Source organism: Flavobacterium saccharophilum (assembly GCF_900142735.1).
Taxonomy (GTDB): domain Bacteria; phylum Bacteroidota; class Bacteroidia; order Flavobacteriales; family Flavobacteriaceae; genus Flavobacterium; species Flavobacterium saccharophilum.
Genome location: NZ_FRBY01000002.1, coordinates 418,993 through 438,345, shown reverse-complemented (window position 1 = coordinate 438,345; position 19,353 = coordinate 418,993). Strand labels below are relative to the sequence as shown.

At 33.1% G+C, this 19,353-nt stretch carries 15 protein-coding genes; 6 read left to right on the top strand and 9 right to left on the bottom strand.

Annotated features, from left to right (window positions below):
• Nucleotides 1-386: 386 nt before the first annotated feature.
• The 4 genes from BUA98_RS07410 to BUA98_RS22160 form a co-directional block, all read right to left on the bottom strand.
• Nucleotides 387-1,733 (bottom strand): DUF3289 family protein, encoded by a 1,347-nt coding sequence (locus tag BUA98_RS07410; RefSeq protein WP_139256997.1) that lies wholly within the window; start codon nucleotides 1,731-1,733, stop codon nucleotides 387-389.
• 2 nt (nucleotides 1,734-1,735) lie between these two features.
• Complete coding sequence (locus BUA98_RS07405) at nucleotides 1,736-3,538, bottom strand: type VI secretion system Vgr family protein (RefSeq protein ID WP_072970974.1); 1,803 nt, start codon at nucleotides 3,536-3,538, stop codon at nucleotides 1,736-1,738.
• 236 nt (nucleotides 3,539-3,774) lie between these two features.
• On the bottom strand, nucleotides 3,775-4,437 hold the full coding sequence (locus BUA98_RS07400) for a hypothetical protein (protein ID WP_139256996.1): 663 nt from the start codon (nucleotides 4,435-4,437) through the stop codon (nucleotides 3,775-3,777).
• A gap of 21 nt (nucleotides 4,438-4,458) precedes the next feature.
• Complete coding sequence (locus tag BUA98_RS22160) at nucleotides 4,459-6,507, bottom strand: GmrSD restriction endonuclease domain-containing protein (protein WP_159433459.1); 2,049 nt, start codon at nucleotides 6,505-6,507, stop codon at nucleotides 4,459-4,461.
• A gap of 342 nt (nucleotides 6,508-6,849) precedes the next feature.
• On the opposite strand from BUA98_RS22160, the gene BUA98_RS22465 reads away from it, so the two are divergent.
• From BUA98_RS22465 to BUA98_RS07365, 6 genes are all read left to right on the top strand, one after another.
• Nucleotides 6,850-6,990 (top strand): hypothetical protein, encoded by a 141-nt coding sequence (locus BUA98_RS22465; RefSeq protein ID WP_167547712.1) that lies wholly within the window; start codon nucleotides 6,850-6,852, stop codon nucleotides 6,988-6,990.
• A gap of 744 nt (nucleotides 6,991-7,734) precedes the next feature.
• Complete coding sequence (locus tag BUA98_RS07385) at nucleotides 7,735-9,297, top strand: type I restriction-modification system subunit M (protein WP_072970971.1); 1,563 nt, start codon at nucleotides 7,735-7,737, stop codon at nucleotides 9,295-9,297.
• Nucleotides 9,297-10,541 (top strand): restriction endonuclease subunit S, encoded by a 1,245-nt coding sequence (locus tag BUA98_RS07380; protein WP_072970970.1) that lies wholly within the window; start codon nucleotides 9,297-9,299, stop codon nucleotides 10,539-10,541. The genes BUA98_RS07385 and BUA98_RS07380 overlap by 1 nt, the downstream gene beginning before the upstream one ends.
• A gap of 2 nt (nucleotides 10,542-10,543) precedes the next feature.
• Nucleotides 10,544-11,146 (top strand): hypothetical protein, encoded by a 603-nt coding sequence (locus tag BUA98_RS07375; RefSeq protein WP_072970969.1) that lies wholly within the window; start codon nucleotides 10,544-10,546, stop codon nucleotides 11,144-11,146.
• A gap of 28 nt (nucleotides 11,147-11,174) precedes the next feature.
• A complete protein-coding gene (locus BUA98_RS07370) occupies nucleotides 11,175-11,852 on the top strand; it encodes a hypothetical protein (RefSeq protein WP_072970968.1) in 678 nt (225 codons plus the stop codon).
• Nucleotides 11,853-11,874: 22 nt separating this feature from the next.
• Nucleotides 11,875-14,754: a type I restriction endonuclease subunit R gene (locus tag BUA98_RS07365; RefSeq protein WP_072970967.1), complete on the top strand. Its 2,880-nt coding sequence runs from the start codon at nucleotides 11,875-11,877 to the stop codon at nucleotides 14,752-14,754.
• Between the two features lie 232 nt (nucleotides 14,755-14,986).
• Here the strand turns inward: BUA98_RS07365 and BUA98_RS07360 are convergent, their stop codons facing one another.
• Genes BUA98_RS07360 through kaiC form a run of 5 tightly spaced genes read right to left on the bottom strand, consistent with a single transcriptional unit; the run spans nucleotide 14,987 to nucleotide 18,931 of the window.
• Entirely contained in the window at nucleotides 14,987-15,388 is a 402-nt protein-coding gene (locus BUA98_RS07360; RefSeq protein ID WP_072970966.1) for a response regulator, read from the bottom strand.
• A 1-nt stretch (nucleotide 15,389) separates the two neighbouring features.
• Complete coding sequence (locus BUA98_RS07355; RefSeq protein ID WP_244279178.1) at nucleotides 15,390-16,616, bottom strand: sensor histidine kinase; 1,227 nt, start codon at nucleotides 16,614-16,616, stop codon at nucleotides 15,390-15,392.
• Between the two features lie 36 nt (nucleotides 16,617-16,652).
• Nucleotides 16,653-16,952 (bottom strand): circadian clock KaiB family protein, encoded by a 300-nt coding sequence (locus tag BUA98_RS07350; RefSeq protein WP_072970964.1) that lies wholly within the window; start codon nucleotides 16,950-16,952, stop codon nucleotides 16,653-16,655.
• Nucleotides 16,953-16,956: 4 nt separating this feature from the next.
• A complete protein-coding gene (locus tag BUA98_RS07345; RefSeq protein ID WP_026985338.1) occupies nucleotides 16,957-17,253 on the bottom strand; it encodes a circadian clock KaiB family protein in 297 nt (98 codons plus the stop codon).
• A 7-nt stretch (nucleotides 17,254-17,260) separates the two neighbouring features.
• Nucleotides 17,261-18,931 (bottom strand): circadian clock protein KaiC, encoded by a 1,671-nt coding sequence (gene kaiC, locus BUA98_RS07340; protein ID WP_072970963.1) that lies wholly within the window; start codon nucleotides 18,929-18,931, stop codon nucleotides 17,261-17,263.
• Nucleotides 18,932-19,353 lie beyond the last annotated feature (422 nt).

Below are 19,353 nucleotides of genomic sequence, written 5' to 3'. Positions count from 1 at the left end.
TTTTTATCAAGCCTTTGAAAAAGTTTATTAGAGAATCAAGAAAATTTTCGCAGAATAGAGCTCATATAGAATATTAAATTTTCAAAATTCAAATTTCACATCTTTTTCAAAAGAAATAGAATTATTATAATTGAGGGTATTACTGTGACAATAAAGCAAAATAGATATTTGATGTTTTGCGAGTTATTTTTTATGATTAATAAAATTATATTAAAAATAATCCAAGTAAGAAGCCCCGCAATTATTGGAAAAACATTTAAGGATAACCATTCTCCAGAAGGAATACCTCCAAATTGGATAGAAAATATCCAAAAAGATAATACCAGAATTATTGAAAACTCCAATATTTTTTTCGAACTAAAAAAATAAGTTTTATTCATAGTTTATTAAAATTTTGATGCAAAAGAAACTCTAGTAATAAATGGTTTATAACCTCTAAAGTGTTGTAATATAAACCAAGCAATAAAAATGTCATTATCATATTTTTCTATATCTGGAAAATCAAGACCAAAGTGATCATAAAAATCAAAATGTAATTCTCCGTGAGGATTATTATTGTCTAAATTCAATTGTGTAATAAAAATTTTATACGACCATACATCATTTATAGCAATTTGAATCCCTGATAAAGTATCTGAATAGTTGTTAAATCTGGGTTTGTCAACTATTTCTTTAAAATTAGAATTATAAATCAATCCTTCTGAATCATCAACTATTCTTAATGTTTCTAAGTTATTTTTAATTTTATCTAATTTTAAATAATGTGTTGTCCATTTTTTTACATTCGAAATAAATGTTTGTGTGTTTTCATGCTCTATTACAGCGTTTGTTAAATCACTATTTGAATATTCACCCCCTTCGTTGTTTTCCATTTTTAAGATCATTCTAAGAATGTTATCTTCTAATTTTCCTCTTGAAACAGATTCTGCATTACTTCTGAAGATTTCAAATAATTCATTATCATTTTTCTTAGAAAAAAGCATAATCTTTTCTATTATCAAATCAGTCTTTTCCGAAGCTTTTTTATCTCTAGCCTTAAAATCAAATGTGCCATCTTGTTTATGAGTGGCAAATGATTCGTTATAAATTTCAGTTCTTAATTTTTGAAATCCGACTTCATTTTCTTGATAGTCATTATACAATAGATCTACAGCAATTTCATTACTACTTTCTTTAAACCCTTTAGAATTTAAAATTGTTTTTTTTCCTTTTCTGCTTATACTTTGCAATATCAACATCGGAAATTTAAGTTTCTTCAAACTCAGTTCAACACTAACCAAATCATCAGGCTTTTGATAAAAAGCATAAATTCTTGCTTTCTCAAAATCATGATTAATCTTAAATGAAATTCTTATTTTTTCTCCTTCTAATTTATTTTGTGAGGCTACTCCATCAATTATTTCCTTTTTATTATCATCAAGTTTTATAGCCCATTTTAGCAAAGCAATTTCAATAAATGTTGGTTTTCGAGTAGGAGTGGCTTTAAAAGAATAAAACTTGCCTAACTCAATTTTATCAATCAATTTATCATTACTATCATATGGTCCTTCTACTTTTTTAATGCGTATATCAGTTGGTGGTTGTCTATCCTGATAATTGTTATAATTAATCCCTTTCTCGCTATTTTGAATTATTTTACCTCCTGATTGATTGACAATATATGATGCATCACTTCGAATATTTCCTGAAGCTTCTTCGGAAATATTATTTGCTAGTATAGTTATCTTTCCCATAATCAACAGTTAGTTGAGTTTTCACCTGAGTTGTTTTCAAACTTACCTTTGCTATTTTGAGTGTGATCACCAAAGGAAATAGATTCAATTTTACCAGAAGCATTTCTGGATATATCTTTCGCATCTGCAGAATAGTTTTCACTTGCGAGTTTTGTAATGTTTTTAGCTCTTACATAATAATCTTCTTCTGCATTTTGTATCATATTTGCTCCGGCTTTGATAGTATGGTTAAGTCCAGCATCCTCTGTAATATGCATTCCAGCCGTATAAGTAATACTTTCAGTAGCTTCAAAAACAATATTCTTAGCACGTATGGTGAAAGTTTCCGGAGTGGTGGCATTTATATTTTTACCCTCCTCATCCAAATGAATTTCATTTCCGCTCGGGTCAGAAAGCCAGATGCCAACTTTTTCAATGAATTTGAATAACTGTCCAAATCTTAATTTCCAGCCTTTTATACTATTATCGGAATCGAAGAATTCAGGTTTTGCCTGTCCGTTGTAATACGTTCCGGATACATAGGGACAATCGACATTGTTGCCTTCGAAAGCTATGCGGACTTCCTCGCCAATTTCGGGTCTGAAGTAGAGTCCTTTATCTGCGCCTGCATAGGGTTGTACTACGCGCATCCATTCACTCGTATTTCCCCAGCCGGGCCAATAGAAATCGACTTTGATGCGGCCCATGCCTTCGGGGTCGTTGTTGTCTTTTACCAAGGCGGACTGGCTGTCGGCGGTGGCGAAAGAGGTTACGTCTGTGTAATGTGGTGCGGCGACATCGGCGGGAATGGCTTTGAATTCGCAGCTGTAGTTTCCGTTTACTTCGGAGTGGTGGGTTATTTCGATGGCTATTAATTCGTGTTCTACGGTTTTGTTTTGGATGGTGAAAACTTGTCCGAGACCGATTGGTAAATAGGAGGTACCGCTGTAAAAAATACTGTTGGCATCTCTGCCTGCGGTTTGCAGTTTGACCATTTCGTCGATTTCGTCTTTGTTTTGGGCGTTGTTGGTATACGCGCCATTGCTTAAACCCTGACGTGCGATTGATCCCTGATTGAAACCAACCGATTTTGCAAAACGATCCTGACTTCCGCTGGTGCTTTTTTCAGAGGCGTTTTTGATGTTTGATGCGTTGTTGGCGTCGTATCCGCCAAAAGAAGTTTTATGCGAAACCAACTGTGCCTGAATCTTAAATTGATGAAGCGAAGAACCGTTAATGAGTTTTACTTTGCTGGTTTTCGTTTGCCCGAATTGCATGCGCATGCCGTCGAAGTAAAACCATTGTCCGTAACGTGTTGCTAATCGTTTTAGGAATTCAAAACTGGTTTCGTTGTATTGGGGTTTGTATTTGAAGGGTTTGGTGTAAGTGAGCAAAATGGCTTCACGCTGATAAAACTCTCCGGAACTTTCTTCTGAAAAGATTTCCAGTGCAATATCCTGAAGGTTCTTTTCCATAAAGATTCTTGATTTTTTCATGTCATCAATGACAACGGTGTGGCTGATTCCCGAAACCAATATTCCGGCCGGACTTCCGTGGCGGTCAACCGATTCAACGCCGTTTATGATTCCTTTGGACATTAATTGGATGCCGTTGACTTTAAACGTAAAAATAACTTCTGCGCCAATATGTTTGCTTAAAGCAGCCGCCTGATCAGTGGGTTCGATTACGGCTTTGGCGGTGTACTGCCACATAAAAGAAAAATAATGATGCTCTGCCATTTTTTGAGAAAGCTGCAAATCGTAATAAATAACGTTTTGCGAAAAACTGCTGATAGAAACGTGTACCTGCTCGGAAAATTTACTCATGATTGTACTGTTTTGATTAGATCGATTCGTAAATATATGGCTTGGTATTTCTAAGAGATTGCTAGGAAAAGTTATTAAAGTGGTAGTAAAAGGTTTTTTAAAATTAATAGAATGATAATATCAGTAAGAGAGAGGTAAAAAAGAAAACCCTAAAAGCGGTACTTTTGGAGTACTAGCCTTTAAGGTTTTATAGAAATTTTGCAAAGTCAGAAAAGACTTTTAAGTTATCCGAATTTTTATTTTTTTATTTGCTTAATGTTCTTTTCAATATATTTTAGATATATAGCATTATTGCTTTTATTACTCCAATCTTCATATGTCAAATCCCAATCAGTTTTTGAAATTTCTTGAATTAACGGTAATATTTGAAAATACTTTATTTCTTTTCTTCCCAAAACATCATGATATGATATTTCAATAAAACTTTTTACATCAACAGCCCCGTATTCTAAAAGTTTTTGGCTAGTTACAAACTCGTCATGAAAACTATTAATGTTATCAAATTCATATATTAAACCTTCGTTTTGTCCACTTAATTTACCTGAGGGATTCAGATATTCTATTACAGGAATGCTTATTTCTTCTCTGTTTTTTTTAGCTATATTAAGATAGGAAATCTCTTTCTCAATTTCAAAATTTGATATCTTACTATTATTATTAAAAACTAGCCATTTAGTTACTTGATAAGTTTTTGTTGAATCGGTAAATAATTGTGTTCTCTGAATTTCTATTCTTGGAGTATTTTCCAATTCCATAATTTCCATTTGTCTCTTGGATATGTTATTTGCTTTAAAAGAGACAAAAATACTTGTTATGGTTAATGCAGTTGCTGCTAAAACTTCAAAAAATATTTTGTTTCGTTTTAGGAAAGTACGCAGTTGGATTATTTTGCTTTTCATGCTTAATTAAATATGTAATTGTTAAGGAGTATTTATGTTTATTAATTCATCTATTTTAAAATCATCCCAAAATTTCCCATAAATATTTATCATTCTAGAAGTTATTGCTCGAAAATGATTTTCTACTTTATCATCCCAAATTCTTTTCTCTAAATTTTGCCAATACTGCCAATCTTCATTTATAAATGAGTATTTTCTTATTTCAGCGAGAGAAAGTCGTTCTTTAGGAGAAGCTGTATTACTTTCACTTCTGTTTTGCTCAAGTGACATAGCTCGGAAATTTCCGTTTGAATTATTCCAATCTCTAATACTTCTATTACAATACTCTTTGCGATAAACCCATTCGCTTGGATATATGTGATCCCAATCCCAAGGAACATTAGTGTCATCCATATCATCCATTTGATTGTAATCTCCAAAAGAGGTATTAATGTATTCTCTTTGTGCCAATAAAATTAGTTGTCTGTTGTGTTGAATTCTGCCGATGAATTTATAGAAGTATTCATTTGCTGTTGGGAAATCATAATTTTGTGCTTTGACATTATTGTAATACTTTATTATTTCGGTACCAACTCCTTCCTCCAAAAGACCCCATCTATCTTTATCTTCACTGATAAACCTATTTTCTACTTTTGGTTGTAAATAATATTTTCTTAATAAATCAGGTTGAATCAAAAAGTGGATGCCGTAGTTATCATCCCACCAGAATAATTCATTCAAAGGTTCTTCCCAGAATTGTTTAGTATCAATTTTTTTATTCCACAAGCGTGGAATATCAGCAAAATCAAACCAAGCAAATGAGAATAATTTACCTGCCATTTTAAGTTTAATCTGGTCGGTTAATTCTATTTTATTGATTCGTAGCCAATAAACAAAGAACAAAAATAAATCTTGATTTCTTTTAATAAACTGTTTAATAATGACTGGTGGGACTTTACCGTCAAATAACGAGTTATCTTCACAGGATAAAATTTTTATTGCTTGTGCAAATAACAATTTTAATTCTTGCGTTTGAATTTGATTTTTCAAGCCTTCTTTAAATTCATCATTTTTTATCCTACGCTGAAAATCTCTTACATTAATTTTCTTAACATAGGTATTTTGGCTTAGATCAGAAGCTACTATACGAGAAGCTAATGAAAGTACTTGTGTAGGCGTAATAAAATCTAAACCAATGTTTTCCATTAACTTCTTGGCATCTGGAAAAATTGCTTTGTAAATAGAATAGATTAGATCATCCCCATTTAAGGTCGTTCCTGATGAATTTATTCTAACAAATAGAGTAGGGTTTTCAGTTTCGTTTTCTTCCTGTAAAACCCGATCTTCAATGATATTTGATTTGATTTGTAGCTTGCCAAGTTTCTTTACACTATCAAAAATATCGTACAGTTCTTGTTTTAATTCTGTCTTAAGTAGATTAACAAATTCATTTTTGTCTGCAAAACCACCTCTTAAGGTAGAAAAGTAATCAGGTAAATGTTCTTCTAGTTTTACTATTAGCTCATCACTATCTTTTGATTCAATAATAAAAGCTAATGGTATAGGATATGAAGCATCAAACGGAAATGTCGTTGTGTTCTTAAATGAGGTATAACCTCCTTTATTATCGTGATGTAGTTTAAATAAGTCTAAAGCTTTTCGTCTTTCTGATACGGTTAACTTTTTGTCATTATTATTTGCCTGATAGCCCCAAGGATGCGAACGCGTTGTTAAACGGAATAAATATTTACTTGTCTCTGGTTTTATCTCAGGTTTAATATCTAACCAAACAATTGGTAATTCTCCTTTTATAGCCCACGCTTTGGTAGCATCATTTGCATTGTAAGGATTAAAATGTCCTAAAAATATGGATGTTGCTCTTTGTTGGCCATCCATCAAATGTAGTTTGCTGCTAGTTTTTGAAAACAAAAAAGAACCTATAGGATATCCTCTCAAGATAGAATCCCATAAATCCTCTATTTGTTTTGGTTTCCAAACAAAACCTCTTTGAACAGAGGGTAATTCTACTATTGACGTTTCAGAATCTAATTGCCAATCTGCAATTTCTTTTAATAGAAATGTATCTTTCAACTGTATTTTATTTTAATTTAAAACAAAAATGAAAATCTTATGATTTTCAACATCAAACAAATTTTAGAATTTAAAAGTTAAACTCCTTACGGAAAACCATAATTCCTTAAATTAATTTATAACAAGAGTACCAATTATTAAATACAAAGCAATGCGTACTTATACGGGTTTATCTAAACTAAAAATAAAAACTAGTTATGAAACCACTTAGTATCGATGCGAGCAGGAACATATTTTTTTTTATTTATGGTTTTCCATAAATTAAATTTGAATTTATTCAGGTTATTTGGTTTAAGATAAGTGATAGTCACTCAATCTTAATTAATAAATAAAATAAATATTATGGGAACAATTGAAGCTATTAAGCCAGGACCGAAACCAAATAAACCAGATGGAACTCCAGATGAAAGAAGACGAGTTACACCAGAAAAGCGGGAAAAACATCCTGATCTCAAACCTCATATCCATAAGCCAAAGGATTAATGAATTTAAGTTCAAAAAAGAAGAGACAGTATATTACTGTCTCTTCTTGTTATATTATTTGTGAAGCTTTTTATCTATCATTATATATTTCAATAAAGAGGACAAAAAAAAATTTGCCGGATTTGTCCTCTTGAAAATCTTATTATTGTTGGATTTTTAATTCTTTAAAATTCAAATAAAATCTCAATATATTGATTATTAAAGTTTTATAATTCTTTTTTTTATGTTTTTATGTGTCCTATTTTTTTTCATGTCACACAAATATCTTCGCAAAACGAATTGCGATGAATTTTAATTTAATAAATGTGATAATTTGATGTCACACCATATTAAAAAAATGATTCTTCAATTTGTAAACTTAAGTGAGAAAATGAATTCTAATAAAAATATAGATGTGATGAATAATTTAATAATAATGTCTTGTTTAGTATGTTTTTTGATTGTTTTGTTTGCGTGTTTACCCGCGGAAAGAGCTTACCGTGCAGCGAAATGTTTTAAACTTGTCGCTAGTGCTTTTTCAATAAGTAAAATATGTGATGCTATAATTTCCTATTACAGAAATAAAAATGAGCAGTAAATGGATTTTAAAGATATTATTTTATTGGATAATGGAGTATTAAATTAATTATTTCAAATTGGAAGATGAAAAATATTTTTTAAAGTACTTTATTGCTTTCCTCTTTACCCTTCCATATATATTCAATACTTTAGCACTCATAATAAATTCAAAACAATAATTGCTTAATGGCAGCCGAACAAAAACAAAAATTAGAACAACAACTCTGGAATATCGCTAACACCCTTCGTGGGAAAATGGATGCTGATGATTTCAGAGATTACATATTAGGTTTTATTTTCTACAAGTATTTGAGTACAAAAATGGATCTGTATGCCAACGAAATCCTGAAGCCAGATGGTTTGACTTTTCAGGAAGTTGAAGGACATTCAGACGAAGCTTTATTAATGCAGGAATTAAAATCATTAGCGATTGATAAACTTGGTTTTTTCTTAGAACCATCTGAATTATTTTCTGAATTGGCGAGAAGAGGAAATGCAGGCGGAAAAAATAATTTTATTTTAGGAGATTTAGCCAAAGTATTGACGCACATTGAGCAAAGTACAATGGGCACTGAAAGTGAAGAAGATTTTGGAAATTTATTTTCCGACTTGGATTTAACTTCTCATAAATTAGGAAAATCTGAATCAGATAAAAATGAATTGATTGTCAAAGTACTTGTGCATTTGGATGAAATTGATTTTGATTTAGAAAATGTCGATAGTGATGTTTTGGGAGATGCCTACGAATATTTAATTGGAAAATTTGCTAGTGGTGCGGGAAAAAAAGCAGGTGAATTTTATACGCCACAACAAGTAAGTAGTATTTTGGCACAATTGGTAACGGTTGGTAAAGACAAACTTAAAAGTGTTTATGACCCAACTTGTGGTTCTGGATCCTTATTATTACGTGTTGCCAAAGAAGTAAAAACGGTTAATGCTTTTTTCGGACAGGAAATGAATCCTACAACTTATAACTTATGTCGTATGAACATGATTATGCACGATGTACATTACAAACGTTTTGATATTAAAAACGAAGATACCTTAGAACGCCCCCAACATTACGATATGCGTTTTGAAGCTATTGTTGCAAATCCTCCATTTTCTGCAAATTGGAGCGCAAGTCCTTTGTTTATGAATGACGAACGTTTTTCTGCTTACGGTAAATTAGCTCCAAGCAGTAAAGCCGATTTTGCTTTTGTACAACACATGGTGCACCAATTAGACGATAACGGAACAATGGCAGTTGTCCTGCCTCACGGTGTTTTATTTCGTGGCGGTGCCGAAGGACACATACGTGAATATTTGATAAAAGATAAAAATTATCTGGATGCCGTAATTGGTTTGCCAGCCAATATTTTTTACGGTACAAGTATTCCGACTTGTATTTTAGTTTTGAAGAAAAGAAGAGAAAATCCAAATGACATTTTGTTTATTGATGCCAGCCAGCATTTCGAAAAGGTAAAAACACAAAATGTATTGCGTACAGAGGATATTGGCAAAATCATTGACACATACAAAAATCGCTCAACAGAAGAAAAATATAGCCATCTCGTACAGACGCAATTTATTGTGTCTCAAGATTACAATCTGAATATTCCTCGTTATGTAGATACTTTTGAAGAAGAAAATACTATAGATTTAAAAGTAATAACGGATGAATTAAGAGAATTAGCAATTTTTGGTAAAGCTACAGATACTACTATTGCTGATTTTTGTGAGGAATTAGGAATTGAAAGACCATTTTAATGAGTACAGTAACTTTACATAGCGAGAAGAAAAAAAAATTAGTTCCGAAATTGAGGTTTAAGGAATTTAATAATGAATTTGCATTAAAAAAATTTGGTAGTTTAGGCGAATTTAAAGGTGGAGGAACTCCAAGTACTACAAACGAAAAACATTGGAAAGGTAATATTCCTTGGATTTCTAGTTCTGATATCTATGATGGAAATCTTCATGAAATTAATATCCATCGATTTCTTAATGAAGATGCTGTCAAAGAAAGTGCAACTAAAATTATTCCAGCTAATAGTATATTATTAGTTTCAAGAGTTGGGGTTGGAAAATTAGCAATTAATAAAATTGAATTATGTACAAGTCAAGATTTTTGTAATTTCATTCCAAATAAATGTAACAGCTATTTTGTTGGTTATTTTTTAATAGCTAAGAAACAAATTTTAGTTAATTTTTCTCAAGGAACTTCTATTAAAGGTTTTACGATAGGTGATATTAAAACATTGCCAATTATTATACCGAGCCTCCCAGAACAACAAAAAATAGCCTCTTTTTTAAGTGCAGTGGATGAAAAAATACAGCAACTTTCTCGCAAAAAAGAATTATTAGAAAAATACAAAAAGGGCGTAATGCAAAAATTGTTCTCTGGTAAATTGCGGTTTAAAGATGACAATGGGGAGGATTATCCGGATTGGGAGGAGAAGAAGTTGGGGGAAGTTGCAAATAGAGTTGTTAGAAAAAATAAAGAAAATAATCTTAATGTTTTAACGATATCGGCTCAACTTGGATTAGTTAGTCAATTAGAATATTTCAATAAATCTGTTTCAGCAAAAGATGTTACAAAATATTATCTTCTAGAAAAAAATGATTTTGCTTATAATAAAAGTTACTCCAATGGATATCCAATGGGAGCTATTAAAAGACTAAAAAAATATGAAAAAGGTGTTGTTTCAACTTTATATATATGTTTTTGCTTTAATAATATGGTCTCATTAAATTATATGGAGCAATATTTTGAATTTGGACTTCATAATAAAGAAATCGAAAAGGTAGCCCAAGAGGGTGCAAGAAATCACGGGTTATTGAACATTGGGGTAAATGATTTTTTGAATATTTCATTAACTATACCTTCATTTCAAGAACAACAAAAAATAGCAAATTTTTTATCAGGTATCGATACAAAAATAGAAAGTACCAATAAACAAATTACCCAAACACAAACATTTAAAAAAGGTTTGTTACAGCAAATGTTTGTATAATTATGAATAGAAAAATTATAGATTATATAGTTGTAGAAGTTAGGAAAGCTAATTATGAAGAAAACCAATATTATTCCCAACCAAACAAGGGAAATGGTCTAAAGTTAGCTTTAACTATAAAAAATATTGAAGATGAAATTGTAATCCAGGAAAACAAAAAAATACTTCTTGAAGAAGAAATTAAATACGTTGATACTCTTTTGCAAACAGTTGAAGATTTTTCAACTTATAAAGTAACTATGGACGAAATTTTATTTTATAAAGCAAAATACAATAATTCGCATCCCCTAGAATATTCACGTAATTTAGAGGATGGCTATAAAGCAGAATTCTCTGAAAAAATTAAAAACCATCAAAGAAACATCGTAGCTATTGCTAAAAAAATTGCTGAAGCAAAAAGTGAAATACAGAAGCTAAAAATTGAAGAAAGTGCAATTTTAGAAAATAATCAAAATCTGGATTTTGAAATTTTTCGCACTGATTTTGAAAAGAGCGTCATCTATTATTTAGAAAAAGGATACAAACTTCAAGGTGGCGTGTCAGTCTCAAATAAAGACTCTTTTCATTTTGTATATTGTCAGGCAATGATTAAATACGAGGATTAATAATTTCGGTATGTAAAAAGAATAAAATATGAAAATTCTAGGCTATTCAGAACGTGGCATAATTAATTCTTTGATATTCTCTATTGGCGAGGATAAGCAGTTAATGCGTGAATTTATAAAATTAATTAACATACCTGAAATTGAAGAATCAGAAAAAATAATTACTGATTACACAATTCTGCTAGAACAATCGTTTTCTCGTTTTGGCGATTCTGATTTGGTTATAATTATTGAATATGAAGATCCAAAAGACAAAAAAGTTTTATTTATAGAAGGTAAAGTAAAGACTTCTCAAAGTAAAAAATGGTACTTAGAAAGACAGTTTGAAAAATTTGAAAGGGAAGAAAAATACACGGGGTCTTCATCTAATTTATTTTTTCAGCTTCATTTGAAAAAATTATTATTTGACAATTGTGCTTTAAAGGACTTTAATAATGGCATAGAAGAACCAAGGTATAAAGAGAATAGAAAAATAGGAAGGAATGAAGTCGTGCTCCAAGCTGTTAAATTTGTAATTGATTGTAAAAAAGCGTTTTATATCGGACTTATCCCTGCTAGTGAAGAAGATATTGAAAATTTCGGTCGTAAAACAGATTTTGACATTCATTTTCTTTCCTGGGAAAGAGTTTATAATTTTTGTGTAAAGGAAGAAAAATTAAAAAAAGTGATTGAAATTTTTAAATTTAATGAAGGACAAATTTTTTAAGATGAAAATTAAATAATAAAGTATGAGCCATCAATCCGAAGCCGTCTTAGAAAACAACTTAATCAAGCAATTGATTGGTTTACAATATTCATCTGTAAAAATTGTAGATGGAGACGCTTTGGTTTCTAATTTAAAAAAGCAATTAGAAGTTTTTAATGAAACTAATTTTAGTGCCAAAGAATTTGATGCAATTTTAAATCATTTAGCCAAAGGAAATGTTTTTGAAAAAGCCAAAACACTTCGTGATTATTTTCAATTGACTAAAGAAGATGGCACTTCGTTTTATGTTCGTTTTTTTAACACAGAAGATTCTACTCAAAATTTATATCAGGTTACCAATCAAATCAGTTTAGAAGGAAGTTATAAAAATCGTTTTGATGTAACTTTATTAGTCAACGGTTTGCCTTTAGTGCAAATAGAATTGAAACGTTCGGGAATAGAAATCAAAGAAGCTTTCAATCAAATCAATCGTTACCAAATGCATTCCTTTTGGAGCAATCATGGATTGTTTCAATATGTGCAATTGTTTGTGATAAGCAATGGTGTTAATACCAAATATTTGGCAAATAACAAATTGCAATCTGTTAAGCAAACGTTCTTTTGGGCAGATGTCAATAATAAAAATATCACGGAATTAACCGCTTTTACTACTGCCTTTCTGAATCCTGTTCATTTGGGTAAAATGATAGCGCATTATATCGTAATTAACGAAACTCACAAAGTAATGATGGTGTTGCGTCCTTATCAATATTTCGCAACAGAAGCTATTATACATCAGGTTAAAAACTCTAGTGACAATGCTTACATTTGGCATACAACTGGCTCTGGAAAAACATTAACTTCTTTCAAGGCAAGTCAAATTTTGATGGAATTGCCAGACGTTTATAAAGTTGTTTTTGTAGTCGATAGAAAAGATTTGGATTACCAAACTATGAACGAGTTCAATGCTTTCAAAAAAGACAGTGTTGATGTTACTGATAACACACAATCTCTTATCAGACAGTTGACGGATAATACAAAATTGGTATTAACTACTATTCAGAAATTAAACAATGCAGTTTCAGAACGTTTCAAAGGAAATATTGAACCTTTGAGACATAAGAAAATCGTTTTTATTTTTGATGAATGTCACCGTTCTCAATTTGGAGAAACGCATGAACGTATTACAAAATTCTTTGAAAAAAGTCAGTTAATTGGTTTTACAGGAACACCCATATTTGCAGAAAACGCTTCTAAAAATGATTTAGGAAAACGAACCACTAAAGATTTGTTTGGCAACTGTCTGCATAAATATGTGATCACCGATGCAATTAGAGATCAAAATGTATTGCGTTTTGGAATTGAATATATTGGTAAATACAAAAACAAGAGCAATACTTTTATTGATATAGAAGTTGAAGATATAGATAAGCAAGAAGTTTTAGATTCGGAGAAAAGAATCAATAAAATTGTTGATTATATTATTGCTTATCACAATCAAAAAACTTTTAGCAGAGATTATTCAGCACTTTTAGCTGTAAGTAGTATTGATAATGTAATTCAATACTACGATCTTTTTCAGCAAAAGAAAGAAGCCGGAGAACATGATCTGCGTATTGCAACTATTTTCACATATGGCACTAATGAAGATTCAGACGAAGCGCAAGATTTTCTTCCATCTGATGAAGTAGATTTTGATGTTTTGGCAGAACCAAGAACTCCTTATCAATCTAGTCACACCAGAGATAAATTAGAAAAGTATATTGGACATTATAATGCAATGTACGGTACCAGTTTTACAAACAAAGACAGTTCATCATTCGAAAAATATTTCCAAAATATAAGTAAACGATTGAAAAATCGTGAAAAAGAAAACTTCAATAATGAGCAAGATCGCTTAGACATTGTAATTGTTGTAAATATGATGCTTACTGGATTTGATGCCAAAAAAGTAAATACACTATATGTAGATAAAAACCTAAAACAACATGGCTTAATACAAGCTTACTCAAGAACAAATAGAATTTTAGGGGAACAGAAGTCGCAGGGAAATATTTTGTCCTTCAGAAATCTTAAAAAGGCAACAGATGACGCCATTACTTTATTTTCGAATAAAGAAGCAATAGAAGTTGTTACCATGCCTGATTATGAAAAGATAGCAGAGAAGTTTGATGAAGCTCTAAAATTATTGAGAGAAATAACACCGAATTATCAAAGTGTAGATGATTTAGAAAGCGAAGAAGATGAAGCACAATTTGTGCAAGCTTTCAGAAAATTAATGCGAGCCATGAACGTGTTGCAATCTTATGCCGATTTTGATTGGGAAGATTTACTGATTGATGAGCAGGAATTTGAAGATTATAAAAGCAAATATCTGGACTTGTACGAAAAAGTAAAACAAGACAATCAAAAACAAAAATCTTCAATATTAGATGATATCGATTTTGAATTAGAATTGATTCATAGGGATCAAATCAATGTTGCTTACATTTTGAAATTACTAGCGCAATTGAAAGGAGCTAAAACTCCTAGTACAGCGGCTGCTCAAAGAAAAGTTATTATCGATTTATTGGGTGGTGATATTCAATTAAGAAGTAAAAGAGAGCTAATTCAGAAATTCATTGATGAGAATATGCCTCATATAAAAGAAGGTGATTCAATCGAAGATGAATTTGAAAAATTCTGGCAAGATCAAAAAGTTTTAGCATTAGGCAAACTATGCGAAGAAGAACATTTAGATAAAGCACAATTCAAAGCTTTAATAGATGCTTACATCTATAGTGGTCGAGAACCAATAAAAGACGAAGTTTTTCAATGTTTAGATAATAGACCAAGTATTCTTCAAGCAAGAGTAATTGGAGATCGAATTATTGCTAAAATGAAGGAATTTGTAGAGGTTTATGTAAAAGGAATGATGGCTTAGCACTTGTTCGGAATTTCCGAATAACTGATTTTTAATTTAGTTTGATTCTTAAACGTGTAATTAAAATATATCTTCTAATAAAACCAAGTCCCCTAGCCCCGATGGGAGGGAAAATCCTTTTGTGCCGGCCCCGATAGCTATCGGGAGGAACAAAAGATTGGAAGGAACAGCGGGAAACAGCTCCTAATAAAAAACGAGACCTTCTCTAAAAGAAACATCTCGTTTTATATTTTTATTCTTCAATACTACTTAAAATCGTCTTCGGGATTTCGGCGAAAGCCTCGTAGGAGTAGGGCTTAATGAGATAGCCTTTTACGCCCAGTACATCGCATTTTTGTTTGTAAGAAGGGTTTATGCTCGTGGAATAGACAAAGCAGGGAATGTTTTTGAGGTCGTTGTGGTTTAAAATTTCCTGCAGGGCTTCGATGCCGTTGAGTATGGGCATGTTAATATCGGTCAGGATTACGTCCGGGTTTGCGTTTGCCGCATTTTTTAGGAAATGGAGCAGTTCTTCGCCATTGGCTACGAGGCTCACTTTCGCAAAACTGGGGTTGTTGTTGAAGATTTCAGAGATTACATCGGCATCGTCTTCGTCGTCTTCGGCAATTATGATATGAAGGTTTTTTTGCGGCATTTTATACAATTGGAAAGTAAAGATTAAACGTTGTTCCTTCGTTCAGCGTACTTTCGACAGTGATGTTTCCGGAATGGTTTTCCATAATCCTTTTACAGATCGCCAGGCCTATACCGTTTCCGGAATATTCGTTTCGGGCATGCAGGCGCTGAAAGATCGTGAAAATTTTAAGCAAATGGCTTGATTCCATTCCAATTCCGTTGTCTTTGATCTGAATCTTGACAAATTTACTGTTTTGTTGCGGAACTTCAACGTCTGTTGCATTAGTTTCCAATATTTGTATAACAGGAGGGACGTTTGCTTTGCTGTATTTAATAGCGTTCGAAATCAGGTTGGCGAAAAGCTGGCGCATTTGCACTCTTGACGCTTTTATAACGGGCAGATTTCCGGTTTTGATCTTCGCATTTTTATCGGTGATAATGACTTCGAGATCTTCGATTACTTCTGTAATAACGGCCGCCAGATTGACTTCGCCACGTTCTTCCTGTTTGGTATGCGACGAATATTGCACCAGATCGTCTACGAGTGAATTGAGACGCAACACCGAGAATTTGATGATGTTCATGGACTTGGCATCGATTTCGGTCAGATAGGTGCCGTCAATTTTGCCGTTGTGCATGACAATTTTCCGAAGCGGTTCTTTTAAATCGTGCGAGATCACGTGAATGAATTCTTCGAGACTGCTGTTGATTCGGTTCAATTCGTTGATTTTTCCTTCGAGTTCTGCCTGATGTTGGATCAACGCTTCTTCGTGTTTTTTCTTCTCGGTTAAATCGATCACTACGATTCCGATCGCATCTACTGAAGGTTCGAGATCGGTGAGGGAAATATAGGCCGGAAATGTAGTAGGGGAGCCGCCATCACTTTTAAAAAGGATTTCGTGCGTGCCAAGCCCCAATTTTAAGCCTTCGATAAGCGTGGCAAATTGCGAAGGGTTGTCGAAAAATTCCTGAAGGTAATTCCCAATGATTTTTTCTGAGGGCGTATTGACCAGTTTTGCAAAATAATCGTTGCAATATAAGATCAGGCCATTTTTGGCGATACTTAGTGCGCCCTGTCTGAATTTCTCGATCAGGAGTCTATACGTATAATCGGCTGTTTCCAGTGAGTACAGCTGCGGTGTTCCGTTGGTGTTGACCACAAGGGCATCAACATCTCCTTCTTTTATGGCATCAATGATACTGTTTGATTCGTAAAGCTGTTGCTTTAACGATTCAATTTCTGCCAATAAGGAGTCAATATTTTTATCGTTTACTATCAAATTCTATTCACTTAAATTAAGTATTCTCAATACCTTTTCCTTGTCTGACAAATCGCCTAAAATGATTCGCCGTGGAGCGGGCTGTATTTTTATTAAAGTTGGGATCGCTACAATTTGATGTATGACGGCCTGTTCAGTATCCCGGCTAATATCTATGATTTCCAGTTCATAGTTTTCGCGGAGATGTTTGTCGCATATTTTGCGTAAATTTTCGATAGCATGTCCTGATTTAACAGACATACCCGAAACAAAAAGCATGAACTTATGTTTGGTTGTACTTGTCCCATCAGCTGAATTATCCATTTTTTTAAGTATTTAAGGGTTTAATATTAAGCCCTACAAGTACTCTTTCCTCATTCGAAAGATCGCCAATGATCTTGCGAATAGGTTCGGGAAATTTTCTGACTAAGGTTGGTACCGCCAAAATCTGATCACCTTCGGCCAATTGGGGATTCTTCAGCAAATCGATAATCTCGATGCTGTATTTCCCGGCCAGGTGTTCTTCTGCGTACTTTTTTATATTTTCAAGCGCCTTGATCGATTTTGGCGTTTGACCTGCTATATAGAGCAGTAACTGCCATTCGGCTACGACTTCTTTTTTCATCTTGTTGTTATTTTTTCTTAGAAAATGATGCCTGTAATTCTTCTGTGGCTTTCAGGGAGCTTAATTCTTCCTGTGCCGATTCGAATTCGTTTCTAAGTGCTTCTATATTCGCTTCGAGAACTCTGCGTTTACGCTCAATTTCTCTGTCTTTACGACTAATTTCGTTCTGAAGCTTAATATCTGATATTGTTTTTTTGAATTTTTGCGTTTGTCTTGCTGTACCGGTCAGGATTCCGTTTGGACCTAGTTCTACGTCCAGCAATTCAATTCCTTTACTGTTAATGACAAATTCCCTAACCTGATTGGAATGTCCCATGCCTCTCGCTTTGATAATAAAGATCCCGCGGTTTCTTTCGCCAATGCCTTCCATATCACGCACGGTAATCCAGGTATCGACTAATGACGATACGGATTCTTCAGCCAAATCGGGTCTGAAATTGTCGGTTTGTTTATTTAAAGACGTAAAAAGAGCGGTTATATTGTGTGCTTTCAGCATATCAATAAGCCTAACCAGCATCGAACGTACTTCGTGTTCGCTTCCTACGGTGATCAAATTACTGATAGGATCAATAATGATGGTAGTGGGCTCAAACTCTTTAATTAGTTTTCTAAGCGTAAGCAAATGCAATTCTAGTCCGTTCAATGAAGGACGCGAAGAATGGATCTGCAAAATTCCTTTTTTAATGTGTTTTTGAAGATCAATACCAATCGATCTCATATTACGCACCAATTGCTGTGGCGATTCTTCGAAGGCGAAATAGATCGTTTTTTCGTTCTTTTCGCATTGTTCATTGGCAAAATAGCAGGCTACGGTTGTTTTTGCTGTTCCGGCTGTTCCTGAAACCAGGATATTGCTGCCGCGGAAAAAACCACCGCCATGAAACATATCGTTTAAGCCCGGAACTCCTGTCGAAACAACATCAGAACTGACTTCGTTATCGAGTTTTAGAGACGTAATAGGCAATACTGAAATTCCTTCTTCGTCAATTAGAAACGGATATTCGTTGGTTCCGTGTGTAGAACCTCTGTATTTTACAATACGGAGTCTTCTCGTCGAAACCTGTTCGATTACACGATGATCGAGTACGATAACGCAGTCTGATACGTATTCTTCCAATCCCTGACGGGTAAGGGTTGCTTCGCCGCGTTCTCCGGTTATGATTGCGGTTACGCCTTTGGCTTTAAGCCAATGAAATAAACGTCGCAGTTCGGCTCTCAGGATCGCCTGATTGTCCAGTCCTGCAAATAAGGATTCTATGGTATCTAATACTACTCTTGTTGCTTTTACCGAATCGATAGCGTATCCTAATCTGATGAATAAACCATCGAGATCGTATTCGCCTGCTTCTTCAATTTCTGATCGCTCTACGCGCACGTGATCGACTACCAGTTTTTTGTCTTTTTTTAGTTTTTCAATGTCGAAACCTAATGATTTGACATTTAAGGTAAGATCGTCCGACGGTTCTTCAAAAGACATGAAGACCCCGGTTTCGTTATGATCGGTGATTCCTTTAATCAGGAATTGCATTGACATTAATGTTTTCCCACAGCCAGCACCTCCGCAGATTAAAGTAGGGCGCCCTTTTGGGAATCCTCCATTCGTAATCTCGTCCAGTCCGTCTACTCCGGTTGGAGTTTTGGGGAATATAAAACTTGGTGTTTTTGTTTTTTTCTGCACTTTATTTAAATATACTGTTTACTCAAATATACGGTTTCTTACAGAATTAGCGATTGGTTTTTATTGAAAATTTAACAGCTGTTTAAAGAAAATGTCAAGAATTACGGGAAAATAAGGGTTTTGATTGCTTTTAAATTGGAAATGGAGTTAAATTTTTGAGATTATGGATAGGGTTTGAGGTGGGGATTATGTAAGGTTTTAGGGGGAAGATGTAATGTTAATTTTGAGATGTTAGAAGCAAGATACAAGATACAAGATGCAAGAATATAAAAAATAGAATATAGAAAATAGAATATAGAAAATGGAAAATGGAAAAGAGAATATAGAAAATACAAGAAAGAGGCAAGAGGCAAAATTAAACTTTGATTTATAACCGGTTTAAGAAATAATCTATTTTAAGAAATAATCTAATATAGGAAAAT